This is a genomic window from Stenotrophomonas sp., from assembly GCF_032061965.1.
Classification (GTDB): Bacteria; Pseudomonadota; Gammaproteobacteria; order Xanthomonadales; family Xanthomonadaceae; genus Stenotrophomonas.
Window position 1 is genome coordinate 1 of sequence record NZ_DAMBEF010000023.1, and the last position, 25,012, is coordinate 25,012.

The 25,012-nt window shown below is 64.2% G+C and carries 18 protein-coding genes, 1 tRNA gene and 1 pseudogene; all 20 read right to left on the reverse strand.

Going from position 1 to position 25,012, the window contains the following annotated elements; genetic code table 11:
- Positions 1 to 82 precede the first annotated feature (82 nt).
- The 20 genes and pseudogenes from pgsA to RT460_RS12755 all read right to left on the reverse strand — a co-directional run bounded on the left by pgsA (position 83) and on the right by RT460_RS12755 (position 24,993).
- Positions 83 to 697, reverse strand: coding sequence for a CDP-diacylglycerol--glycerol-3-phosphate 3-phosphatidyltransferase (gene pgsA / locus RT460_RS12660; protein ID WP_313319323.1), 615 nt, complete (start codon positions 695 to 697; stop codon positions 83 to 85).
- Positions 698 to 704: 7 nt separating this feature from the next.
- Positions 705 to 2,552, reverse strand: coding sequence for an excinuclease ABC subunit UvrC (gene uvrC, locus RT460_RS12665; protein WP_313319324.1), 1,848 nt, complete (start codon positions 2,550 to 2,552; stop codon positions 705 to 707).
- Positions 2,549 to 3,958 carry a hypothetical protein gene (locus RT460_RS12670; protein WP_313319325.1) on the reverse strand — a complete coding sequence of 470 codons (1,410 nt, stop codon included), beginning with the start codon at positions 3,956 to 3,958 and terminating at the stop codon, positions 2,549 to 2,551. The genes uvrC and RT460_RS12670 overlap by 4 nt, the downstream gene beginning before the upstream one ends.
- On the reverse strand, positions 3,955 to 4,443 hold the full coding sequence (locus RT460_RS12675) for a low molecular weight protein-tyrosine-phosphatase (protein WP_313319326.1): 489 nt from the start codon (positions 4,441 to 4,443) through the stop codon (positions 3,955 to 3,957). The genes RT460_RS12670 and RT460_RS12675 overlap by 4 nt, the downstream gene beginning before the upstream one ends.
- A complete protein-coding gene (kdsB, locus tag RT460_RS12680) occupies positions 4,440 to 5,204 on the reverse strand; it encodes a 3-deoxy-manno-octulosonate cytidylyltransferase (protein ID WP_313319365.1) in 765 nt (254 codons plus the stop codon). Before kdsB ends, RT460_RS12675 begins: the two co-directional genes overlap by 4 nt.
- Positions 5,205 to 5,276: 72 nt before the next feature.
- Positions 5,277 to 6,299, reverse strand: a complete 1,023-nt coding sequence (gene lpxK, locus RT460_RS12685; protein WP_313319327.1) for a tetraacyldisaccharide 4'-kinase — start codon at positions 6,297 to 6,299, stop codon at positions 5,277 to 5,279.
- Positions 6,296 to 8,041 carry a lipid A export permease/ATP-binding protein MsbA gene (gene msbA / locus RT460_RS12690; RefSeq protein WP_313319328.1) on the reverse strand — a complete coding sequence of 582 codons (1,746 nt, stop codon included), beginning with the start codon at positions 8,039 to 8,041 and terminating at the stop codon, positions 6,296 to 6,298. The genes lpxK and msbA overlap by 4 nt, the downstream gene beginning before the upstream one ends.
- Complete coding sequence (locus RT460_RS12695; RefSeq protein ID WP_313319329.1) at positions 8,038 to 8,460, reverse strand: biopolymer transporter ExbD; 423 nt, start codon at positions 8,458 to 8,460, stop codon at positions 8,038 to 8,040. Before RT460_RS12695 ends, msbA begins: the two co-directional genes overlap by 4 nt.
- A 6-nt stretch (positions 8,461 to 8,466) precedes the next feature.
- Positions 8,467 to 9,129 carry a MotA/TolQ/ExbB proton channel family protein gene (locus tag RT460_RS12700; protein ID WP_313319330.1) on the reverse strand — a complete coding sequence of 221 codons (663 nt, stop codon included), beginning with the start codon at positions 9,127 to 9,129 and terminating at the stop codon, positions 8,467 to 8,469.
- Positions 9,047 to 11,538: pseudogene (locus RT460_RS12705) on the reverse strand (DNA internalization-related competence protein ComEC/Rec2). The gene RT460_RS12700 and the pseudogene RT460_RS12705 overlap by 83 nt, the downstream one beginning before the upstream one ends.
- An 877-nt stretch (positions 11,539 to 12,415) precedes the next feature.
- A complete protein-coding gene (pnp, locus tag RT460_RS12710; RefSeq protein ID WP_313319331.1) occupies positions 12,416 to 14,524 on the reverse strand; it encodes a polyribonucleotide nucleotidyltransferase in 2,109 nt (702 codons plus the stop codon).
- Between the two features lie 146 nt (positions 14,525 to 14,670).
- Positions 14,671 to 14,931 (reverse strand): 30S ribosomal protein S15, encoded by a 261-nt coding sequence (gene rpsO / locus RT460_RS12715; RefSeq protein WP_057626688.1) that lies wholly within the window; start codon positions 14,929 to 14,931, stop codon positions 14,671 to 14,673.
- Between the two features lie 185 nt (positions 14,932 to 15,116).
- Positions 15,117 to 16,028 (reverse strand): tRNA pseudouridine(55) synthase TruB, encoded by a 912-nt coding sequence (truB, locus tag RT460_RS12720; RefSeq protein ID WP_313319332.1) that lies wholly within the window; start codon positions 16,026 to 16,028, stop codon positions 15,117 to 15,119.
- A 111-nt stretch (positions 16,029 to 16,139) separates the two neighbouring features.
- Entirely contained in the window at positions 16,140 to 16,517 is a 378-nt protein-coding gene (gene rbfA, locus RT460_RS12725; RefSeq protein ID WP_313319333.1) for a 30S ribosome-binding factor RbfA, read from the reverse strand.
- A 165-nt stretch (positions 16,518 to 16,682) separates the two neighbouring features.
- Positions 16,683 to 19,319 carry a translation initiation factor IF-2 gene (gene infB, locus RT460_RS12730; protein ID WP_313319334.1) on the reverse strand — a complete coding sequence of 879 codons (2,637 nt, stop codon included), beginning with the start codon at positions 19,317 to 19,319 and terminating at the stop codon, positions 16,683 to 16,685.
- A 95-nt stretch (positions 19,320 to 19,414) separates the two neighbouring features.
- Positions 19,415 to 20,926, reverse strand: a complete 1,512-nt coding sequence (nusA, locus tag RT460_RS12735; protein WP_313319335.1) for a transcription termination factor NusA — start codon at positions 20,924 to 20,926, stop codon at positions 19,415 to 19,417.
- 4 nt (positions 20,927 to 20,930) lie between these two features.
- A complete protein-coding gene (gene rimP, locus RT460_RS12740) occupies positions 20,931 to 21,518 on the reverse strand; it encodes a ribosome maturation factor RimP (protein WP_313319336.1) in 588 nt (195 codons plus the stop codon).
- 191 nt (positions 21,519 to 21,709) lie between these two features.
- Positions 21,710 to 21,786 (reverse strand) — tRNA-Met (locus RT460_RS12745).
- Positions 21,787 to 21,984: 198 nt separating this feature from the next.
- Entirely contained in the window at positions 21,985 to 23,445 is a 1,461-nt protein-coding gene (gene nuoN / locus RT460_RS12750; protein ID WP_313319337.1) for an NADH-quinone oxidoreductase subunit NuoN, read from the reverse strand.
- Positions 23,446 to 23,481: 36 nt separating this feature from the next.
- Positions 23,482 to 24,993: an NADH-quinone oxidoreductase subunit M gene (locus RT460_RS12755; RefSeq protein ID WP_313319338.1), complete on the reverse strand. Its 1,512-nt coding sequence runs from the start codon at positions 24,991 to 24,993 to the stop codon at positions 23,482 to 23,484.
- Between the last annotated feature and the right edge of the window lie 19 nt (positions 24,994 to 25,012).

Here is a 25,012-nt window from a genome sequence, read left to right on the forward strand (position 1 = left end):
GCAAGGTTGCGCTCTACCAACTGAGCTATTCCCGCTTGGGAGGCGAAATTCTACATGCATTCGCCACAGTGTCAACAGCCTTTCAGCTCTTTCCAGCCCCACTGCGCGCTGCTTTTTCGTCTTCGCGCAGGCTGGGCCAGGCGGCCCGCAGATACTGCAACGCAGAGACAAGCGTCAGCAACGCGGCAATGGCCAGCATCCAGTCACCAATATGAAAAACCGGTTCACCCATCCAGATCGCGGTAAACGGGGTATTGGGCGAAACCGAATACAGCAGGCACAACAGTGCCACCATCTGCGCGGTTGTTTTCACTTTGCCGATCATGGCCACCCGCACCTTCGCGCGCTGTCCGATTTCAGCCATCCATTCGCGCAACGCCGACACCGCGATTTCACGGCCGACAATCACTGCCGCCCAGAACGCCATCCACGGCGTCGGGTGCCCCTGCACGATCAGGAACAGCGCCACCGCCACCATCAGCTTGTCCGCCACCGGGTCCAGGAATGCGCCGAACGCCGAATGCTGTTGGTAGCGCCGCGCCACCCAGCCGTCGAGCCAGTCGGTGATCGCCGCCAGCCCGAAGATCGCCGCCGAGGCGAAGTTGGTCCAGGCATAGGGCAGATAGAACACCAGCACCAGCACCGGGATCATCAGGATCCGCAGCAAGGTCAGCCAGGTGGGGATGGTCAATTTCATTACAACATTACTCCGCTGCCGGATCGGGTACCGACAGACCATGAAGGTTAGCGTAGATACGCGCGGCCAGGGCGTCATTGATGCCTTCCACCCGGGCGATCTCGGCCTCTCCAGCAGCCTTGAGCCCCGCCATCCCACCGAAATGCTTGAGCAGGCTGGCGCGGCGGCGCGGGCCGATGCCGGCGATATCTTCCAGCTTGCTGGTCATCCGCGCCTTCTGGCGGCGGCCGCGGTGGCCGGTGATGGCAAAACGGTGGGCCTCGTCGCGCACCTGCTGAATGAACTGCAGCGCTGGCGAGGCCGCACCGGGACGGATTTCCCGTCCATCGGGCATCACCAGCGCCTCATGGCCGGCGCGGCGCTCCACGCCCTTGGCGACGCCGACCAGCATCACCCCTTCCACCCCGAGGTCGGCCAACGCGGCCTGCGCCTGCGCCAACTGGCCGGCACCACCGTCGATCAACAGCACGTCGGGCAGTACTCCGCCCTCCTCGACGGCACGGCGGAAACGGCGATCGATGGCCTGGTGCATGGCGGCGTAGTCATCGCCCGGCTCGATCCCGCTGATGTTGTAACGCCGGTACTGCGCCCGTACCGGGCCAGCGGCATCGAAGACTACGCAGGAGGCAACCGTCGCTTCGCCCATGGTGTGGCTGATGTCAAAACACTCCACGCGCTTGACCGGCTCGGCCAGGCCCAGCATCTCGCGCAAGGCCTCGCTGCGTGCCTGCTGCGCGCCACGACTGTCCATCTCGGCCACCAGGGTGACCTGCGCATTGCGGCTGGCCAATTCCACATAGCCGGCACGTTCGCCGCGCACGTTCCACTTCAGCGCGACCTTGCGCTCTGCGGACGCGCTCAACGCCGCCTCGATCATCGCCGCATCCGGGATCTCGCGATCAAGCAGGATTTCCGCCGGCGGCCCATGCTCGACGTAATACTGAGAGACGAACGCGGCCAACACCTCTTCCGCGCTGTCTTCGCCATTGGTCCGCGGGAAGAATGCGCGGGTGCCCAGGTTGCGGCCGTCGCGAAAGGCCAGCAGCAGCACGCAGGCGCTGGCGCCTTGCATGGCGCAGGCCAGCACATCCAGGTCCGCAGCGCGTCCGTCCACGTACTGCCGGTTCTGCATGCTGCGCAGCGACGCCACCAGATCACGCAGGCGCGCGGCACGCTCAAACTCCAAGGCATCGCTGGCCTGCTGCATGCCGTGCATCAGCTCATCGGCCAACTGGTCGCTCTTGCCTTCCAGGAACAGGGTTGCCTGGCGCACGGCCTCGTCGTAATCGCTCTGCGCCACCAGCTCCACGCAGGGCGCACTGCAACGCCCGATCTGGTACTGCAGGCACGGCCGCGAACGGTTGCGGAACACGCTGTCTTCGCAGCTGCGCAGCTTGAACAGCTTGTGCATCAGGTTGAGCGTTTCGCGCACCGCACCGACACCCGGGTAGGGGCCGTAATAGCGCCCGGGCACCGAGCGCGGACCACGATGCAGGGCGATGCGCGGCCACTGTTCGCGCGTCATCAATACCTGCGGATAGGTCTTGTCGTCGCGCAGAGAGACGTTGTAACGCGGCGTCAGCGACTTGATCAGCTGGTTTTCCAGCAGCAGCGCTTCGGCCTCGGTGCGGGTGATGGTGACGTCCATCCGCGCCACCTGCGACAGCATCATCATGATGCGCCGGCTTTTTGGTGACCCGTTGAAGTAACTGCCGACGCGCTTGCGCAGCGCACCGGCCTTGCCCACGTACAGCAGCGTGTCATCGGCCGCGTACATCCGGTAGACGCCGGGCGCGGTACTCAGTGCAGCAGCGAAGGCCTTGCCATCAAACGCGTTGGTAGCTGCGTCGGTCATCCGTCTATCGGCACTTCGCTCAAGTCGCCGCTGAGCGGATCAAACCGAAGCACGGCATGTGCATCGGCCTCGGCGATCCAGATGGCGCCAGCTGCCACGGCCAAGGCGGCCGGGCCGTGCAGTCGCCGCGGCAGGTTGACGGTGGACAGGTCGCCGCCACCCAGGCGCAGCGTACGCAGTGCGCCATTGCCGGCATCGGCGATCCACAGCAGCGGGGAGTCCGGGCCCATTGCCAGGGCCTGCGGATACTGCAACCGTGCGCGCAGGCGCGGACCATCAACATTGCCCGACTCCCAGGGCCCCTGCCCGACCAGCGTCTGCACAAGATCATTGCGCAGCTGCACCGAGCGGATCGCCGACCCAAGCGCGTCGCTGACGTACAAGGTGTGCTGGACCGCCACGACGCTGGACGGCTGGGCAAAAGCGGCCAGGTGGCCACTGCCATCACGCACCTCGACCACACCGGAGCCCGCGCGCCAACGCAGTTCCTTGGCGCCCAGGTCATAGCTCCAGATATGGTTGTCGCCTGCCATGGCGATGTAGATCTGGTTGTCAGCCACGGCGACCGCCAGCGGGTGGTTGAGCGCGCTATCCCAGGGCTGGGCCAATACGCCGGCACTGGGCGTAGCCGCTCGTCCATTGCCTGCCAGGGTGTCGACCTGGCCACTGGTCAGATTGATACGACGCAACGCATGGTTGCCGGTATCGGCCACGTACAGCACATCGCGGACCAGGGCCAGGCCCTGCGGACGATTGAACGCTGCCTCGCCGGTACCACCGTTGATCAAGTCCGCCGACCCCAGGCCGAACTGGCGCAGGATGCGGCCGGCATGGTTGCATTCCAGGATGCGGTGATGGCCGGTGTCGGCCACATACAGGCGCTCGGCGGTCGCCACCAGACCCGCTGGAAACTGCAGGGGCAGGCGCGGCTCGGCATTGATCTCGCGGGGCTCATCATCTTCCAACGGCCGCGGCACGCCCTCGCAGAGGCTGTTCAAGGCGCGGTCAAGATCGCCGGTGGCACCTACCAGACGCTCGCGCTCGGCGCCGTAGGCATCCAGCAATACCAAGGTCGGCCACGACTGCACGTCGAACTGCCGCCAGGCATCCCACTGCGCATCCAGCACGATGGGCGCTTTGACGCCGTGCCGGCGCAACAACTTGAGCGACTGCTGCGGCTCGCGCTCGAACTCGAAGCGTGGCACCTGCACCACCAGCAGCTGCAGGCGACTGGGATTGCGTGCCTGCCAGCGCGCAACTTCGGCCACGCGTTGCATGGACCAGATCGAGGCACCATTGACGAAAGCCAGCACCACCGGCCTGCCACGCATGTCCTGCAAGCTGGAAGGTGCGGCGTTGAGCCAGATACCGGACTTGGGCAGATCCACTATGCGCTTTTCATTCATGGCTGGATTATGCAGGACTGGCCGTTACGCGAAAGACGTTGCACGGTACCGCGAGCGGCCGCGTCCACCAATGCCCAACTCTGTTCAAAGTCACGGTCTTGGCCATAGTAGGGGTCAGGGATGGCCGTTTCCCCTGTCACGCCGGCCCAGGGCAGCCACAATACCGCTCGCTCCTGCAGGCCATCGGGCGCCAGCGCGCGCGCGTTGTCCAGGTTGGAGGCATCGGCGCAAAGGATATGGTCGAAGTCATGAAAATCCGCCGGGGTCAGCTGACGCCCGCGCAGACCGCTGATGTCCACGCCATGCCGACGCGCGCAGGCCACGGCCCGGCTGTCGGGCGGATCGCCGGCATGCCAGCCGGAGGTTCCCGCCGAATCGACCGTGATCCAGCTGTCCAGGCCCGCCTGCGCGACATGGGCACGCAAGGCCCCTTCGCCCATTGGCGAGCGGCAGATGTTGCCCAGGCAGACCACCAGCAATTTCATTGCTGCGCCCGCATCAGCGCGTCGGCCCGCTGCAGGTCTTCAGGGGTATCGATACCCGGCGGGAATATGGCTGGCGACAAGGCCACGGCAATGCGATGGCCCGCCTCCAGCACACGCAGTTGCTCCAGCGCCTCAACCTGCTCCAGGTTGCCTGGCGGCATTGCCGCGAACTGCTGCAGGAATCCGGCACGGTAGCCATAGATACCGATGTGCCGCAGCCATTGCCCGGGCGGCAGGCTGTCACGGCTGCGGGCGAACGCATCGCGGTGCCAGGCAATCGGCGCGCGGCTGAAGTACATCGCGTCACCGTGCACATTGCGCACCAGCTTGACGACGTTGGGGTCGAACAAGCTGGGGGCATCCTCCACCGGCGTGGCCAGGGTCGACATCGGCGCGCCGCTGGCAGCCAGCGTCGCTGCCACCGTCTGGATGCCCACCGCGGGGGCAAAGGGCTCATCGCCCTGCAGATTGACCACGATCACATCATCCGCCCACCCCGCCTGGCGTGCGCATTCGGCCAGCCGATCCGTACCGGAGGCATGCGCAGGATCGGTCATCGCCACGCGGATGCCTTCAAGGCCTGCCACCGCCGCGGCAATCCGCGCATCGTCGGTCGCCACCCATACCTCGCTTGCGCCGGCCTGCAGGGCCCGTCGGGCCACATGCAGCACCATCGGCTCGCCGGCAATCAAGGCCAGCGGCTTGCCCGGCAACCGGGTTGATGCGTAACGGGCCGGAATGGCCACCACGAAATCCGGGATGTCTGTCATGTCTACTCCTTGCGGCCGAATGCCCGGCCCATAAGCCCGTGACCCAACTGCACGCAGGTCTTCTTACGCGCGTCCCAGCTTGCCAAGACGATCCAGCAACGCGACCCAGAAGGCCGCCGGCAACTCGGCCTGCAATGGCACCGCGTAATGCCAGTCGGTGGCAAAAGCCTGGCATTTCACCGCGTCCTTTTCGGTCATCAGTACCGGCAACTGGCTGCCAAAGGACAGGTCGTCAGGCTGATAGCGGTGATGGTCGGCAAAAGCGTGTGGAACCACGCCGATATCGCGCGCGCGCAGCATCTGGAAGAACCGCTGCGGGTTGGCGATGCCTGCCACCGCATGCACACGCTGCCCGGCAAATGCCTGCAAAGGTCTGGCCCGCCCTCCCTTGAGCGGCGTGGCGCTATCGATCCGCAGCCGCATGGCCCATTCGCCGAAGCCGGTGGCGGGGGAATCGGGAGGTGCATCGCTGGCCTGGCCGAGATTGACCACGCGGAAGTCGCAGAGCCTGGCGCGCGCTATGGGCTCGCGCAATGGCCCGGCCGGCAGCAGACGTCCGTTGCCATAGCGGCGCGCGGCATCCACCACTTCTATCTCGATATCGCGCGCAAGGCGGTAGTGCTGCAGCCCGTCATCGCAGATGACGATGTCGCAGCCTGCTTCCAGCAGGGCCTTGGCGGCAGCCACGCGGTCCTTGTCCACCCGCACCGGGGCGCCGGTTTTCCAGGCAATCAGCACGGGCTCATCGCCGCCCAGTCCGGGCGCGAGATCAGCGGTTACCCAACGCGGCTTGTCGGCCTCGTCGCGGCCGTAGCCGCGACTGGCCACGCCCGGCTTCCAGCCCGCTTCGCGCAGCCGGTTGACCAGTTCGATCGTCAGCGGCGTCTTGCCGGTACCGCCAGCAGTGATGTTGCCCACCACGATGACCGGCACAGGCACCTGCCGCGCACGTAGCCAACCACGTCGGTACAGGCCGCGACGCAGGCCTGATACCAGACCATAGATCGGCGCCAACACGCGTGCGAACACCGGCACGGCGGCATCGCCGTACCAGTGGGCCGGCGTTTGCGGACCCTGCTTGCTCATCCGTCCTGCCTTTCGCGGAACTGCATGCTGTGGAGGTGTTCGTAGACGCCTCCCAATGCGAGCAACTCGTGATGGGTGCCACGCTCGACGATGCGGCCCTGGTCCATGACCAGCACCTGGTCGGCATGCTCAATGGTAGACAGGCGGTGCGCGATCACCAAGGTGGTGCGGTCAGGCATCAACTTCTGCAGGGCGTCCTGCACCAGCCGCTCGGATTCGTTGTCCAGCGCGGCCGTGGCCTCGTCAAGAATCAGGATCGGTGCATCCTTCAGCATCGCGCGGGCAATCGCCAAACGCTGGCGTTGACCGCCGGACAGGCGCCCACCCTTGGCCCCGACGGACTCATCGATGCCACGTTCCATCTGCTCGACAAACTCCGCCGCGTTGGCACCGGCAATGGCGCGCTGCAGTTCTTCCGGGCTGCGCCCCTGCAGTTCACCATAGGCCACATTCTGGGCAACGCTGCCATTGAACAGGGTCACCTGTTGCCCGACCAACGCAATCTGGCGGCGCAGGTCGGCCAGCGAATACTCCTGCAATGGATGACCATCCAACAGGATCAGGCCTGACTCCACTTCGTAGAAACGAGGGATCAGCTTGATCAAGGTGGATTTGCCACTACCCGACCGACCGACGATGGCCGTAACCGTGCCCGGCTTGGCCACGAAGCTGACATCCTGCAGTGCAGGCTTGGCTTGGCCCGCATAACGCGCCGTGACATTGCGGAACTCGAGCAAGCCAGTGGCGCGCTGCAAAGGCCGGGTGCCGTTGTCCGGCTCGTCTTCTGCATCGAGCACGGTGAACAGGCGCTGTGCCGAGGCGATGCCGCGCTGGGTCATGTTCTGCACATTGGTCAGCTGCTTCAGTGCCGGGATGATGGCCAGCATTGCCATCAGCAACGCCACGAAATCACCAACGGTCAAACGGCCAGCCGCCGCCTCATGACCCGCGATCAGCAACAAGGCTGCCAGACCAACCGCGCCGATCAGCTGCACCATGCTGGAGGAGATGCTGCGGGTGGATTCCACCTTCATCGCCAACCGCAGATTGGTGTTGGCCAGGCGCGTATATCGCTCAAGCTCGGTGGGCTGGGCACCGTAGACCTTGACCTCCTGCTGGCTGGACAAGGTCTGGTCGGCCGCCTGCAACAGCTCCGCGCCACTTTCCTGGATACGATGGCTGATGCTGCGATAGCGCTTGGCAACCCGGTTCATCACCCAGGCCAGCGGCGGCGCAAGTACAAAGATCGCCAAGGTCACCTGCCAGCTGTACCACAGCATCATCAACAGCGCGCCCAGGGCCTGCAGCGACTGCTGCAGCACCACTTTCATCGCGTCCACTGCCGCCTGCGCCACCTGATCGCAATCCGAGCCCAGGCGCACCAGCATTGATGGCACCGGCTCGGCGTCAAAGCGTTGGCCGGGCAGGTGCATGTACTTGTCCAGCACCTTGACGCGCAGATCGCGGGCGATGCTGCGCGCTGCCTTGCCCATGCCGATGTCGGTCAGGTAGCCGGCAATACCGCGCAACAGAAACAGGCCGATCACCGCCAAGGGCATCCACGGATTGATGTCTTCCGGGTTCACCAGGTTGTTGGTGATCGGGCTCATCAGGGCCAGAAAACCGCTGCCCGCACCCGCCTCAACCAGCATGCCCAGCACAGCCAATGCCAACAGGACACGATACGGCCTGGCAAAACCCAGCAGTCGCTTATAGACCTGCCATGCGCCGTCCTGACTCATTGCTTCACTTCCGGCGCGGTGGCAATGGCGATGCGCCGGAAGCCCAGCTGGCCCAGCGCGTCCTGGGCGGTGACCACCGCCTGGTACGGGGTGCGTGCGTCGGCGCGCAGCAGAACGGTCTGCTCACGATCCGCACCGGCGAGCTGGCCGATGGTCTGCTTCAACGACTCGATATCCGTACGCAGCACTTCCTGATCGTTGATGAAGTAACGGCCATCGGCGTTCACCAGCACGCTCAGCGAGCGCGGAGGCGCGGTGTTCTTCTGGTCGCTGGCGGTGGGCAGCTGTACCTGCAGGGTCGAACGCGCTTCAAACGTGGTCGTGACCACGAAGAAGATGATCAGCACCAGGATCACGTCGATCAGCGGCACCAGATCGATATGCGGCTCATCCTGCTGGCGGTTTTCGCGGATACGCATCGGCAATCAGGCCTTGGCCGTACGGCGGGTTTCGGCCGCCGGAGCCTTGTTGCCAGCCATCACCGCCGGGCGCCCATCCAGCGAATCCAGCAGCGCACTGGCCTCCTGCTCCATCTCGATCACATAGCCATCGATGCGGCCACGGAAATAGCGGTGGAACATCAGTGCGGGAATAGCCACGATCATGCCGGTAGCGGTGCAGACCAAAGCCTTGCCGATACCGCCTGCCAGCTGGGTCACATCGCCCACGCCGTGGTCCAGGATGCCCAGGAACATCTGGATCATGCCGACCACGGTCCCCAACAGGCCCAACAACGGACCGGCCGAAGCGATGGTGCCCAGTGCATTGAGATAGCGCCCCATGCGGTGCACCAGGTGACGACCGGTGTCTTCGATACGCTCGCGGATCTGCTCACGCGGACGGTTGCGTGCCTCCAAGGCCGCGGCCAACAGCGCGCCCAACGGCGAGTTGGCCCGCAGTGATTCTATGTGCGAGGCATCGAGCTTGCCGCGTGCGGCCCAGTTGCGCACTTCCTGGCCCAGCCCCGGGGGCAGCACTTCATTGCGCCGCAGGCTCCAGAAACGCTCAAGGACTATCGCCAAGGCCAGCACACCCAACAGCAACAACGGCACCATCGGCCAACCGCCGGCCTTGACCAATTCCCACACGTTTCAACCCTCCGGCTCAACGGCCGCCTGTTCAATGTCCGATAGGATAGCAGCCGCCCGCGCCCGCTCAGCGGCATCCCAGGCCCGCGCACGCCAGATTCTGAACTCGCGCAGCTGCAGGCCCGCCCGCCCCAACCATACTCTCACCGCACCGCTGTCCGCGCTGTTCAGCACCTCGGCCCCTGCCCCTTGCCAACGCCGCACGACCGCCGCGCGCGGATGCCCGAAGCGATTGCCATGCCCTGCCGATACCAAGGCCAGCCGGGCCGAGGTTGCAGCCACGAAGTCTGCGCTCGATGAGCCACCGCTGCCATGGTGCGCAACCACCACCACATCGGCCTGCAGTTGCGCGGGGAGCCGTTTGAGCAGGCTACCTTCGACCACCTCGCCGATATCACCGGCCAGCAAGGCGCTGCCGTGCGCCCCTTCGATGCGCAGCACGCAACTGGATTCGTTTCGCAGATAAGGGAAGTGCCGGCCTGGATGCAGGAACGTGAATCGCACGCCATCCCATTGCCAGGCTTGCCCGGCTTCGCAGGCCTGTGCCTGTGGCAATGGCGCGCCCGGCGGCGCCAGGGTGTGCTGGATCGGCACCACCGCTCGCACCGCCGCGGCCCCGCCTGCATGATCGTGATCTGCATGGCTGAGCACCATGACATCCAGCTGCCGCACCGCCAACGCCCGCAGTGCCGGAACCACCACCCGCTCACCCGCGTCAAAACCATCCTGCACGGCGGGCCCGGCATCATAGAGCAAGGTGTGGCTGCGGGTACGCACCAGAACCGCAAGACCCTGACCCACATCCAGCATTACCACTTCGAACTCGCCCTCCCCTGCGGCCTCGCGCCAGGGCCAAAGCAGTGGCAGCCACAGCAGCAGCGCCAAAAGCTTGCCCGGCACGCCAACGGGCAGCAGCATCCAGAACGCCCCCAGCAAGGCCAGGGGCATGGCCAGCCAGGCAGGCTCGGCAAGCCACCACATGGACAGATCTGCCGCCCCCAGCGACGCGAACAGCGGCCACAGCAGGTCAAAACACCAGGCTGCGCAATTCCAGGCCCAGGCGCCCGCACCGGTGCAGGCAGCTTCCAGTCCAGTACCCAGGATTGCCAAAGGCACCACCACAAGACTCCACCAGGGGATGGCAACCAGGTTGGCCGCCGGGCCTACCAGGGATGCCTGCCCAAACAGCAGCGCTGTCAATGGCAGCAAGCCGATCGTCGCCACCCGCTGCGCCGACAGGAACCCGCCCAGCCAGTGGCCGCGTTCGGGCAGGCACCAGGCCAGCCAAGCGACCCCGGCAAAGCTGAGCCAGAAACCCGCTGCCAATATGGACAACGGGTCCACCAGCAACACCAACAACGCGGCAAGCGACAGACAATCGAGAACGGCAAGTGGGCGCCGACCGAGGCGCGCGACCACCACCACCGCCACCATCAGCACGGTGCGAACCGTTGGCAGGCCGAAACCGGCGACGGCCGCATATACCGTCGCCCCCATCAACGCCCCCAAGGCCATCGCCTGTGGCCTGGGCAGACGCCGCGCCCAGCGTGGAAGCAGCCACCAGAGCGCGGCGACCAGCCACGCGGCCACCACCGCGACCATGCCGACATGGAACCCCGAGATGGCAATCAGATGGGTAAGCCCGGTGGCGCGCAGCACCTGCCAATCCCGCTCCTGCAGACCGCGCGTATCCCCCAGCGCCAGCGCTTGCACGTAGCGGGCCGATGGCGACGCCACTGCCTGCGCGATGCGCGACGCCATTGTCTCCCGCCATGCCCCCATTCCACGCGCACCCGCAAGCCGCTGCGGCGAAGGCTGGGCCCGCACCATGGCAACTGCAACGATGTCCTGCGCCAAGGCGTGGCGCTCGGCGTCAAAGCCGCCGGGATTGACCAACCCGCGCGGTGCACGCAACCGCAGCTGCAACCGCCAGCGCTCACCAGCGCGCAACTGCAGTCTGGGCCCCGCCTGCGTTGCGCCGAAGTCGTCGTACCAGTTGACCTGCAGCATGCGCCCACGCAATGCCTCGGGCATGTCGGCCGCCGCGTCCACGCGAAACTGGAAACGGGTTCGGCGCAACTCGTGTTGCGGAAGGCTGCTTACCACCCCGTCCAGCAGGAACTCACGCGACTCCATCACAGGCGGCAACTGCGCGGACAAGCCCCAGACCAAATGCAGCCCTGCCCAACCTGCGCCCACCAGCAGTGCTGCAAAACCCCGCAGCCTGCCAAGACATACCCAGCCCAACAGGCCCAGCAACAACAGGCCGGTACTGATCGACACTGGCAGCACCACCGCCCCCAAAAGTGCGATGCCGACGCCCGCCAACAGACCCGATGCCACCGCCTTGCCGAAGCAGGCCTGAGCTTGTGCTGGCAAGCAGCGATGCCAATCCCGGAGCTTGGCCATGGACATCCTGAAGAGAACTGTCAGGCCATGCTCAGGCCGGCACTGGCAAGGCGGCCATCACTGCACGCTGCAGGCCTGGGTCGGGAGATGCCGCCACTCCTCTTCCAACCCCTCTGCCGCGAGGGGAGCTTCAGCTGTGTCGTGCGGGGTGCCCAAGCGCTTGGCGCTTTGACTGCACTGGGGAAACAAGGGACTGCCTGGCCCGAAAGCCCATGCAACAGCGGACCGTAATGAGGCGGCCCTGTCCCGCCTGCGATGCCGCCCCCTCTCCCCAACCCCTCTCCCGCGAGGGGAGAGGGGCTTTAGCCGCGTGCACGCTGGTATCCAAGAGCCTGGCGCTGCAACTGCGCCAGGGAGGCCCGGGCCTGCCCAGCTCGGGCGACCTAACAACAACAGGCCGACACTGATTCACGCTCGGTCCCGACGACGATGCCGGCTGCCCCCTCTCCCCAACCCCTCTCCCGCGAGGGGAGAGGGGCTTGAGCCGTGGCGCTTTGGGTACCCAGGCGCGCTTGGTGCTGCGCCCGGGTTGGCGAAGCCAAGGGCTGCCTAGGCCGAATGCCCAAGCAACAGCGTGCCGGACGGAATCGGGCCCGGTCCCGCCGGCGGTGACGGCTGCCCCCTCTCCCCAACCCCTCTCCCGCGAGGGGAGAGGGGCTTGAGCTGTGATGCCGGCTGCCCCTTTCCCCAACCCCCTATCCCTCGACGAGAGGGGGGCTTGAGCGCTGCGCCTGGAACGGGATTTGGAAACCCTCGCCCGCGGCATGGAGCGCGGTCTGGCACGACCTGTACGGGACACGCGGTGAACCGAGAAACACAAAAAAGAAAAGCGGGCACAAGGCCCGCTTTTCTTCTCAGCGATACCACACCGCAAGCCTTATTCGGCCGGGGTGCCCTCGCCTTCTTCCACGGCCTTCATCGACAGGCGGATACGGCCCTGCTTGTCGACTTCCAGCACCTTGACCTTGACCACATCGCCTTCCTTCAGCACGTCGCCAACCTTCTCGACGCGGTCGCTGGAGATCTGCGACACGTGGACCAGACCATCCTTGCCCGGCAGGATCGTGACGAACGCACCGAAGTCCATGATCTTGGCGACCTTGCCTTCATAGATGCGGCCCGGCTCGACGTCCGAGGTGATCTGCTCGATGCGGGCCTTGGCGGCCTGGGCAGCGGCGTTGTTCACCGAAGCGATGGTGATGGTGCCATCGTCCTGGATGTCGATCTGGGTGCCGGTTTCCTTGGTGATGGCCTGGATGGTCGAGCCACCCTTGCCGATCACTTCGCGGATCTTGTCCGGGTGGATCTTGATGGTCAGCAGACGCGGCGCGTAGTCCGACAGCTCGGCACGCGGAGCGGTCAGGCCGTGAGCCATTTCGCCCAGGATGTGCAGACGGCCAGCCTTGGCCTGCTGCAGTGCCTGCTTCATGATCTCTTCGGTGATGCCTTCGATCTTGATATCCATCTGCAGGGCGGAGATGCCCTCGGCGGTACCAGCGACCTTGAAGTCCATGTCGCCCAGGTGATCTTCGTCACCCAGGATGTCGGACAGGACGACGAAGCGATCGCCTTCCTTGACCAGGCCCATGGCGATACCTGCCACCGGCGACTTGACCGGCACGCCGGCGTCCATCAGGGCCAGCGAGGAACCGCAGACCGAAGCCATCGACGAGGAGCCGTTGGACTCGGTGATTTCCGACACGACGCGAATGGTGTACGGGAAGGCTTCCAGCGACGGCATCACAGCCAGCACACCGCGCTTGGCCAGACGGCCGTGGCCGATTTCACGACGCTTCGGCGCACCGAAACGACCGCACTCACCGACCGAGTAGGGCGGGAAGTTGTAATGGAACAGGAAGTTTTCCTTGTACTCACCGGCAACGGCGTCAATGATCTGGCCGTCGCGTGCGGTGCCCAGCGTGATGGTCACGATGGCCTGGGTCTCGCCGCGGGTGAACAGGGCCGAGCCGTGGGTACGCGGCAGCACGCTGGTCTTGACCGCGATCGGGCGGACGGTATCCAGGGCGCGGCCGTCGATGCGGACCTTGGTGGCCAGCACCGAGTCACGCATGGTGTGGTATTCCAGCTCGCCGAATTCCTTCGACAGCTCGGCCGGGTTCCAGCCTTCAGCGGCAACGCGGCCAGCCAGGGCTTCAACCACGTCCTTCTTGATCGCCGAGATGGCGTCACGACGCTGCAGCTTGTCACGCACCTGGAAGGCTTCAGCCAGCTTGCCGCCGACATTTTCCTTCAGGGCGCCGATCAGCGCTTCGTTCTTGGCCGGGGCAACCCAGTCGCTCGGCTTGGTGCCGGCTTCAACGGTCAGCTCGTTGATGGCGTTGATGACCTTCTGCATTTCGCGGTGACCGAAGGTCACGGCGCCCAGCATCACGTCTTCAGACAGCAGTGCGGCTTCGGATTCAACCATCAGCACGGCATTGGCGGTACCAGCGACCACCAGCTCCAGCTGCGATTCCTTCAGCTCCGACACGGTCGGGTTGAGGATGTACTGGCCGTCCTTGTAACCGACCTTGGCAGCGCCGATCGGGCCCTTGAACGGGGTGCCGGCCAGCGACAGTGCAGCCGAAGCACCGATCAGGGCAGCGATGTCGCCGTCCACTTCCGGGTTCAGCGACATCACCGTGGCGATGATCTGCACTTCGTTCTTGTAGTCTTCCGGGAACAGCGGACGGATCGGACGATCGATCAGACGCGAGATCAGCGTCTCCTTCTCGGTCGCACGGCCTTCACGCTTGAAGAAGCCGCCCGGGATACGGCCACCGGCGTAGAACTTTTCCTGGTAATCAACGGTCAGCGGGAAGAAGTCCTGGCCTTCGCGCGCGCTCTTGGCGGCGACGGCAGTGACCAGCAACACGGTGTCGTCCATCTTGACGATGACTGCGCCGCCTGCCTGACGGGCGATTTCGCCGGTTTCAAGCGTGACGGTGTGTTTGCCGTACTGGAAGGTTTTGGTGATTTTTGCCACGGGGGATCCTTGAAATGCTTTCTTCGATTGGTCCGGCGCCAACCCATGTCGGCAGCGGCTGGCCGGGCGGTTCCGGCCGATCTACTACGATTTTGAAGCGCTTAAAACAAAGCCGCGGCGCATCGCTGCGCCGCGGCGGATATCGATTAGCGGCGCAGGCCGAGCTTTTCGATCAACGCTTTATAGCGTGCGACATCCTTGTTCTTCAGGTAGTCGAGCAGGCTACGGCGGCGGTTGACCATCTGCAGCAGACCACGGCGGCTGTGGTGATCCTTCTTGTGTTCCTTGAAGTGGCCGGTCAGCAGTTCAATGCGAGCGGTCAGCAGGGCAACCTGGACTTCCGGGGAACCGGTGTCGGCAGCGCCGCGCTTGTTTTCTTCAATGACTTTCTGGGTGTCGATCGACATGATGTTTTCTCTTCAGATGCGGGGCCGGCAGGAACGTCTCTGGACGCACCGCGTAGCTCGCCGATTAGGTAGGCTGGCCGCCGGAGCGGACAGGTGCCCCTTTCCGGGGCCGCAAAATTGTAACGTTCACAACCACCCGGGACAAGGCAGGAGTGGTCCGAAAGGTAGGGCCGCACCCTGCCCGTTCAGAGATTGAAGCGGCGCTGCGGTCCCAAGCGGCCGCCTTCTTCGACCTGGCCCAGGCCCAACGGCTGCCCGTTATCGCCGTAAACCACCACCAGGCCTACCGGCCACTCGGGGTTGCGCAGGCGCTGGCCGACGCAGAAGCGGGCTGCCTGCGCGGCATCCAGCTCAACCCGGGGGAACTGACTCAACCCCTGCTCGATGGGCAGCAGCCAGGCCAGCAAGGCCTGCTCGTCCCCGGATTCAGTGATTTCGCGCAGCTCATCCAGGCTGATCATCGTGGGCGCCATGAACGGCTCCACCCACAGCCGCCGCAACGCGGTGATATGGGCGCCGCATCCCAGCATTTCGCCAAGATCGCGGGCGATGCTGCGGATGTAGGTACCCGAGCCGCAGGTAACCCGCAACGACAACGACGCCTCACCACGGGCAAGCACCTGGATCGATTGCACCTGCACATCGCGCTCGGGGGCCTCGATGGCCTCGCCGCGGCGGGCCTTCGCATACAACGGCTCACCGCCCTGCTTGAGCGCGGAATAGATCGGCGCACGCTGACGGATGTTGCCCGTCAAACTGGCAAGCGCGACCTGCAACTGCGCATCCGTGAAATCCGGCACCGGGCGCTCACGCAATGTGCTGCCGTCCGCATCATCGGTATCGGTGGTGCTGCCCAGGCGGACTTCAGCATCGTAGGCCTTGGCCGAGCCCAGCAGCAGCCCGGCGATCTTGGTGGCCTCGCCGAAGCACAGCGGCAACAAGCCGGTCGCCAACGGATCCAGGCTGCCGGTATGGCCGCCCTTCTCGGCGCGGAACAGACGGCGAGCGACCTGCAGGGCCGTGTTGGAACTCATGCCGGCCGGCTTGTCGAGCAGGACAATGCCATCCAGGCGGCGGAATTGGATTCTGGGACGCATGCAACACCATGGGCAGTCCGGCGCGCGCTCGGCGCCCGGTGAGAACGGGAAAGCCGCCTGCACCATCCTGCGCAGGCCAGATATGACAACAGCCCTTGCGGGCTGCTGCTATCACTCTTCGTCGGCGTCGGCCTTGGGCGGCTGCGCGTCGGGAAGATCACGCAACAGCTTGTCGATGCGCTCACCGCGGTCGACCGAATCGTCGTAATGGAAATGCAACTCCGGCACGTGCCGCAGCTTCATTGCACGCGCCAACGCCATGCGCAGCTCAACCGACAACTCGCGCAGCCCCTTCACCGCCTCGGCCGAACGCTCCGGCATCAGCGCCGTCACGAAGATCTTGGCATGGGCCATGTCGCGGGTGACTTCCACGTCCGAAACGCTGACCGATGGCAGCCCGTATTCACGCACGGCGGCATGCACCAGCGTGCCCAGATCGCGGCGGATCTGCGCAGAAACACGGTCGGTACGATGGAAGGTCTTAGGCATCAGGCAAGTATCAGCAATAAAGGTTGAATTCAATGAAACCAAAACAGGGCTGTCGCTGCAGCCGCATTCACGACCGCAGCTCCGGGCCCAAACCCACCGGCAGAGGAACCGTTCGCCGGGAACCGCATCAACGAATCCCGAATCCCGATTCCCCAATCCCGGCCGTCAGAGCGTGCGCGGCACTTCGATACGCTCGAAGCACTCGATCTGGTCGCCGGCCTTGACGTCGTTGTAGGCCTTCACGCCGATACCGCACTCGGTACCGTTGCGAACTTCTTCGACGTTTTCCTTGAAGCGACGCAGCGATTCCAGCTCGCCCTCGAACACCACCACGCTGTCGCGCAGCACGCGGATCGGCTTGTTCCGCTTCACCACGCCTTCCACGATCATGCAGCCTGCGACCGCACCGAACTTGGAGCTGCGGAACACATCGCGGACCTCGGCGATACCGATGATCTCTTCGCGGATTTCCACGCCCAGCAGACCGGAAGCCACCTGCTTCACCTGGTCGATCACGTCATAGATGATCGAGAAGTAACGCAGGTCAACGCCGTTGGATTCAATGATGCGACGGGCCGAAGCATCCGCACGCACATTGAAGCCGATGACGGTAGCCTTGGAGGCCACGGCCGAGTTGGCGTCGGACTCGGTGATGCCGCCCACGCCGGAGTGGATCACATTGATGCGGATGTCGTCGTTGGACAGGCCAATCAGCGACTGGCTCAGAGCCTGCACCGAACCCTGGACGTCGGCCTTGATCAACAGGTTCAGCACCTGCTGGCCTTCGCCCTTGCCCATCTGCGCCATGATGTCTTCCATGCGGCTGCCCGCAGTGGCGACCAGGCGCGATTCGCGACGCTTGGTTTCACGGGTCTGCGCAACGTCCTTGGCCAGGCGCTCGTCCTCGACCACGACGAAGTCGTCGCCCGCTTCCGGCACACCGGAAAGACCCAGCACCTGCACCGGGATCGACGGGCCCGCTTCAGCCACCTGGCTGCCGGTTTCGTCGAACAGCGCACGCACGCGGCCGTACTGGATGCCGCACACCAGGTAGTCGCCCTTCTTCAGGACACCCTGCTGCACCAGCACCGTCGCGACCGGGCCACGGCCCTTGTCCAGCGAGGATTCGATGACCACGCCGCTGGCGCGGCCTTCGGCCACGGCCTTGAGCTCAAGCACTTCGGCCTGCAGCGAGATCGCGTCCAGCAGGTCGTCGATACCCAGGCCGGTCTTGGCCGAGATTTCCACCATCTGCACGTCACCGCCGAAGTCTTCGGCCACGACCTGCTCAGCAAGCAGCTCGTTCTTGACGCGCATCGGATCGGCCGATGCCTTGTCGATCTTGTTGATCGCCACCACGATCGGCGCGTTTGCGGCGCGAGCGTGCTGGATGGCTTCCTTGGTCTGCGGCATCACGCCATCGTCGGCGGCAACCACCACCACCACGATATCGGTCAACTGCGCACCGCGGGCACGCATCGAAGTGAACGCGGCGTGGCCCGGGGTATCGAGGAAGCTGATCACGCCCTTCGGCGTGGTCACATGGTAAGCACCGATGTGCTGGGTAATGCCGCCGGCTTCGCCGGTGGCGACCTTGGTGCGACGGATGTAATCCAGCAGCGAGGTCTTGCCGTGATCGACGTGACCCATGATGGTCACCACCGGCGCACGCGGCACCGCCACGCGCTCATCGGCATCGGTGATTGCCAGCAGCGCGTCTTCGGCGTCGTTGGCATTGGCACGCACGACCTTGTGGCCAAGTTCTTCGGTCACCAGCACCGCGGTGTCATGATCGATGGACTGGGTGATGGTCGCCATCACGCCCATCTTGAACAGCGCCTTGACCACCTCGCCGCCCTTCAGGGCGAGCTTCTGTGCCAGATCGGCCACGGTGATGGTGTCGCCGACGGCGACCTCACGCACAACCGGTGCGGTCGGACGTTCGAAGGCATGGCTGCCGCCACCGCTGCGCGATGCGTCATTGCCACGACGGCCCTGCGGTGCACGTGCACCCGGACGACCGCGCGAATTGCTGTTGTTGCTGTTGCCACGACGAGCGCGATCAGACGCCGACAGGTGCAGCTGGCCACCGAAACGGTTGCCATCGCCACCTTCGTTGCGCTTGCCGGGCTTGGCATTGGCGTTGTTGTTGTTGCCGCGATCTTCGCGCACCGGGGCGCGTGCCGGAGCAGCAGCTGCCGGAGCGTGACGCGCCGGGCGTGCCGGGGCCTCTGCTTCGGCAGCAACCGGGGCCGGCTTTGCAGCAGCGGCCTTGGCGGCTTCTTCAGCGGCAAGCTTCTCTGCCTCGACGCGAGCGCGTTCGGCTTCTTCAGCGGCCTTCTTGGCGGCGATGGTTTCATCGCGCGCACGGTCCTTCTCGGCCAGCATGCGCTGCTCTTCAAGATTGCGCTGACGCGATTCTTCAAGCTTACGCAGGATGTCCGCGCGCTCTTCGTCCGGCGTCATTGCAGCCTTGCCACCTTCCGGCTTGACGTAGGTGCGCTTCTGGCGCACCTCGACATTGACCGTGGTCTTGCTGCGGCCTGCACTGACCGTCACTTCCTGCAGCTTGCGACGGTTCAGGGTGATTTTCTTCGGCGCGGCCTCGACCTCGTCGACCGGCTGCTCTTCCTTGCCATGCGAACGACGGAGGAAGCCGAGCAGCTTCACTTTCTCGGTGCTGGTCACGACCTGGTCGGGACCGCTGAACTTCATCCCGGCCTGGGACAGCTGTTCAAGCAGTTTCTCGACTGGCGTATTGACCAGTTCAGCGAGCTTGCGGATGGTGGTTTGCTGCGACATTCGGATCCTATGATCTTGTTGGCGCCCCCTCGACACGGACGAAGGCAGCGCGGAGTCTACGCCCTGAGCGGCTCAGGGCACTGTTCATCGCTGGCTCATTCGCCACGCTCCAGGCGGGCGATCTCCTCGGCGCGGGCTGCCAGGACCAGCGCCGCGGCGCGCTCCAGATCCATGCCCTCGATGCCGAACTCCAGAACCTCATCGGCAGCCAGGTCCGACAGATCCTCACTCGTACGCACGCCATTGGCGGCCAGCGCATACGCAGTCGCTTCATCCATGCCCTTCAGTGCCAGCAGGTCCGCAGCCGGCACGCCATCGTCTGCACCCTCTTCCACGGCCAGCGCTTCATTGAGCAGCGCATCACGGGCACGGGCACGCAGTTCTTCGACGATGTCTTCGTCAAAGCCTTCCACCGCCAACAACTCGCCAACCGGAACGTAGGCGATTTCTTCGACGGTATTGAAGCCTTCGGACACCAGGATGCCGGCGATTTCCTCGTCCACTTCCAGCTTGTCCATGAACAGCTGACGGGCGACGCCCTGCTCGGCTTCCGACTTGGCGGTCACCTGGTCCTGGGTCATCACGTTCAGCTGCCAACCGGTCAAACGGCTGGCCAGGCGCACGTTCTGGCCGCCCTTGCCGATAGCCTGGGCCAGACGGTCTTCCGCCACGGCCAGGTCCATCGAATGCTTTTCTTCATCGACGATGATCGACTGCACTTCGGCCGGCGCCATCGCATTGATGACGAAGTTGGCCGGGTTGTCGTTCCACAGCACGATGTCCACGCGCTCGCCATTGAGCTCGTTGGACACGGCCTGCACGCGCGAACCGCGCATGCCGATGCAGGCGCCGATCGGATCGGTACGGGTGTCGTGGGCCAGCACGGCGATCTTGGCGCGGTCGCCCGGATCACGTGCACAGGCCTTGATCTCCACCAGGCCCTGGCCGACTTCCGGCACTTCCAGCTTGAACAGCTCGATCATGAACTCCGGCGCAGCGCGGCTGATGAACAGCTGCGGACCACGCGGCTCCGAACGCACTTCAGCCAGGTAGCCGCGCACGCGGTCGCCGGCGCGCAGCACGTCGCGCGGGATGCCCTTGTCCTTCGGAATGAAAGCTTCGGCGTTGCCACCCAGGTCGACGTAGATGTTGCCGCGCTCGGCGCGCTTGACCACGCCGGTGACCAGCTCACCCACACGATCCTTCCACGCATCGACAACCTGCTGGCGCTCGGCCTCGCGTACGCGCTGCACGATCACCTGCTTGGCAGCCTGTGCGGCGATGCGGCCGAAATCCGGGTTCTCGATCTGCTCTTCGATGTAATCGCCAATCTCGACGCCGTCGGCCTCGTCGATCGCGTCCATCATGCGGATCTGGCGATGCGGCGATTCCATCACCACGTCGTCAGCCACGACTTCCCAGCGACGGAAGGTTTCGTAGCTACCGTCCTTGTGGTTGATCGACACGCGCGCAAGCACGTCTTCTTCGGCATAACGCTTCTTCGCAGCAGACGCCAGCGCAGCTTCGATTGCGTCGAAGATCACTTCACGCGGCACGCCCTTCTCGTTGGCGACTGCGTCAACTACCAGCAAAAGTTCCTTGCTCATCGGCTCACTCCGCGCGCGGCTTTTTGGCCGCCGTTTCGTTATTGGAATTATTCTTGGGCTTGCCCTGCTTGGGGGCCGGACCCGTCGGTTTGGTCGGTGCCAGGCCCAATGCGGCCCAGTCCGGAATGATGCGTGCCTTGTCGATATTGTCGAACGACGCCACGAACGGCTTGTTGTCGACAATAAAGGTGACCGTGCCCTGCGCTGCATCAACCGCGGCAATCTCGCCCTGCAGGCGGCGGCGGTTTTCCTGCGGCAGTTTCAGGCCAACCTTGGCCGACTCGCCAATGGCCAGTTCAAACTGCTGCAACGTGAACAGCGGACGATCAACGCCCGGCGAAGACACTTCCAGCGTGTAGTTACCGCTGATCGGGTCTTCGACGTCGAGCTGCGCCGACACTTCGCGACTGACACGTTCGCAGTCGTCGATATTGACCATGCGCTCGGGCTGTTCGGCCAGCGGCACATCGATATAAAGGCGCAACGTTGCACCGCCCGGCGCCGGCAGATATTCGGCACCAAGCAACTCGAGCCCCAACGCTTGCACGGTGGGGCTCAGCAGATTCGCGATTTCAGTAGCCTTGTCGCTCACAGCCTGCCTTGAATATTTGAGGGGAACAGGTGCATTCACCCAGTCGGGCTTTCCGCACTTCGGAAACAACAAAGGGCCCAACTGGGCCCTTTGTCCTATGAACCCGGTGACCGGATTCCAGTTGCAGATACGGAAGCAGCCGTATCTACGAGCCCAACTTAGTTTGAACCATGTTTCGGTCAAACCAAAGATGGTAGCGGGGGCAGGATTTGAACCTGCGACCTTCGGGTTATGAGCCCGACGAGCTGCCAGACTGCTCCACCCCGCATCAGAAGCGGAATTATGAAGTAAGTAAGCGTGAATTGCAAGCTTTTTTACTTCATTGTTTCTCCGTTTCCGGAGAAACCCCAAAGAGAAACTCTCTTTGGCCGAACCACTTTCCGGTGGTTCCGACTGCGCCGTTGCCGGCGCCGTCGTCAACTCAGGAGACACATGTTACACACTTCTTGCAGATTTGTATCTAGTTTTACGACAAATGTGCAAAAGAATTGCGCATCCACTCCATGACTGGGCCCAAGCCAAGCGGCAGGAACAGCAGCAGGATGGAATTCACGCCCAACACGATCCCCAGGATACGGTCGTTGTTACGCGGCAGCGGCTCACCCACCGGCTCATCGAAGTACATGACCTTGATGACGCGCAGATAGTAGAAGCAACCGATCACCGCGCAGATCACACCCACCAGCGCCAGCCACAACAGGCCGCCGTTGATGGCCGCGCCCAGTACCGACAACTTGGTCCAGAAACCCAGGAACGGCGGGATGCCGGCCAGCGACGCCATGATGCACAGGACCAGGCCTGCCATCCACGGGCTGCGTGCGTTCAAGCCCTTGAAGTCTTCGATGTTCTCGGCTTCGAAGCCGGCACGGGACAGCGCAATGATCGCGCCGAACGATGCGGTCGACATGATCGCGTAGGCGATGGCATAGAACATGGCGGCCGAATAGCCCTCCTCGCCCCCACCGGCGATACCCATCAGCAGGAAGCCGATGTGTGACACGGTGGAATATGCCAGCATGCGCTTGAGGTTGGTCTGTGCAATGGCCATCAGGTTACCGATGACCAGCGACAGCGCAGCCAGACCGGCCAGCACGTACTGCAACTCGGTCGACAGCGGGCCAACGCCCATTTCCAGCAGGCGGTACGCCATGCCGAAAGCCGCCAGCTTCGGTGCCGAACTGATGAACAGCGCGATCGGCGCCGGGGCACCCTGGTACACGTCGGGCAGCCACATGTGGAACGGCGCGGCACCCAGCTTGAAGGCCACGCCGGCGACCATGAACACGGCACCGGTCAACAGCAGCAGGCGCTCATCGCTATGCGCGGCGGCATCGCGGATCACGTCCAGGTGCAGCGAGCCGGTGGCGCCGTAAACCAGCGACATGCCATACAGCAGCAGGCCCGAGGCCAGCGAACCAAGCACGATGTACTTCATGCCCGCTTCTGCGGCCAGCTTGTTCTCGCGGTTACTGGCAACCAGCGCGTAGGAACACAGCGCCAGCAGTTCCAGGCCCAGATAGACCATCAGCAGGCTGCCAGCCGACACCAGGATCATCATGCCCGCCGTGGCGAACAGGATCAGCACCGGGATTTCACCCTGGAACAGGTTGCGTTCGCGCAGGTAGCTCCAGCCGTAGACCAGGCTCAGGCCGCTGACCAGAACGATCACCGTCTTCATGATGTCGGCCGCGTTGTCGCGGACGAACATGCCGTGGAACACCTCGCCCTGCCCGCCCACGCCGGCAAGCAGCATCACGAAGGCGACGGCAAGGACGGCCACCGACAGGAAGTGGGTCCAGACCTTGTGGCGGTTGCTGATGAACAGATCAAGGATCAGCAGGGCGAAGGCACCGCCAATCACTACCAGTTCGGGCAGCAACGGCAGCAGGTCGGTTGTGGTCAACGGCAAAGGCGTCGGCGTTGTCATCATCAAATCCTGGAATCAATACTCTCGACGGGCCGCTTACAGCAGCTTGCTCGAAGCGATCTGCATCGCCAGATGGGCGATGGACGGCTCCATCAGGTCGGTCAGCGGCTTGGGATAGAAGCCCAGCACCAGCGTACCGATGGCAAACACGCTCATTACCAGCCACTCACGGCCGTTGATGTCCTTCAACTCAGCGACGTGGGCATTGCCCACCTCACCGAAGAACACGCGCTTGTACAGCCACAGCGAATAGGCGGCGCTGATGATCAGCGTGGTCGCTGCACCCGCTGCAACCAGCGGGTTCCACTGGAACGCAGCCAGCACGATCATGAACTCACCGACAAAGCCGCTGGTGCCCGGCAGGCCCGAGTTGGCCATGAAGAACAGCAGTGCAAAGGCAGCAAACCACGGCATCACGTTGACCACGCCGCCGTAATCGGCGATGCGGCGGCTATGCATGCGGTCGTACAGCACGCCGACGCAGGAGAACATCGCACCGGACACGAAGCCGTGCGAGATCATCTGCACCATCGCACCCTGCAGACCCAGACGCGCAGCATCAGCGTTGCCGGCTTCGCGCACCAGCCACAGTGCGGTGAAGGTACCCAGGGTCACAAAGCCCATGTGCGCGACTGACGAATAAGCAATCAGCTTCTTCATGTCGTCCTGCACCATGGCCACCAGGCCCACATAGATCACGGCCACCAGCGACAGGGCGATGATCAGCCACGCCCACTCGCTGCTCGCGTCAGGCACGATCGGCAGGTTGAAGCGCAGGAAGCCATAGCCACCGATCTTCAGCGCGATGGCCGCCAGGATCACCGAACCAGCGGTCGGCGCCTCGACGTGCGCGTCCGGCAACCAGGTGTGGACCGGGAACATCGGCACCTTGACCGCGAAGGCGATCAGGAATGCGAAGAAGATCCAGGTCTGCTCCTTGGCCGACAGCTGCAGCTGGTACAGGTCGGCCAGCTGGAAGCTGCCGCCCTTCAGGTACAGGTAGATCAGCGCCACCAGCATCAGCACCGAGCCGAGGAAGGTGTACAGGAAGAACTTCATGGCCGCGTAGATGCGACGCGGGCCGCCCCAGACACCGATGATCAGGAACATCGGGATCAGCATGGCTTCAAAGAACACGTAGAACAGCATCGCGTCGGTCGCGGCAAAGATGCCGACCGTCACGCCTTCCAGAACCAGGAAGGCAGCCACGTACTGGTTCACGCGCTTGTCCACCACGCCCCAGGCGCCGACCAGGGCCAGCACGCCGATCAGCGTGGTCAACAGCACCAGCGCGATGGCGATACCGTCGACGGCAAGGTTGTAGCCGATGCCGAAGGCCGGGATCCAGGGGTGCTGCTCGACGAACTGCATCACGTCGGCGGCGCCGCGGTCGTAACCGCTGAGCAGACCGAGGCTGAGCAGGAAGGTGAGCAGTGCCACCGCCATCGATGCCCATCGGGCGATCTGGGCGTTGCGCACAGCAAGGATCAACGCACCGCCGAGGATCGGCAGCCAGATGAGGATACTAAGTAGGGGCCAGTTCGACACGTCTTCTATTCCGTACAGG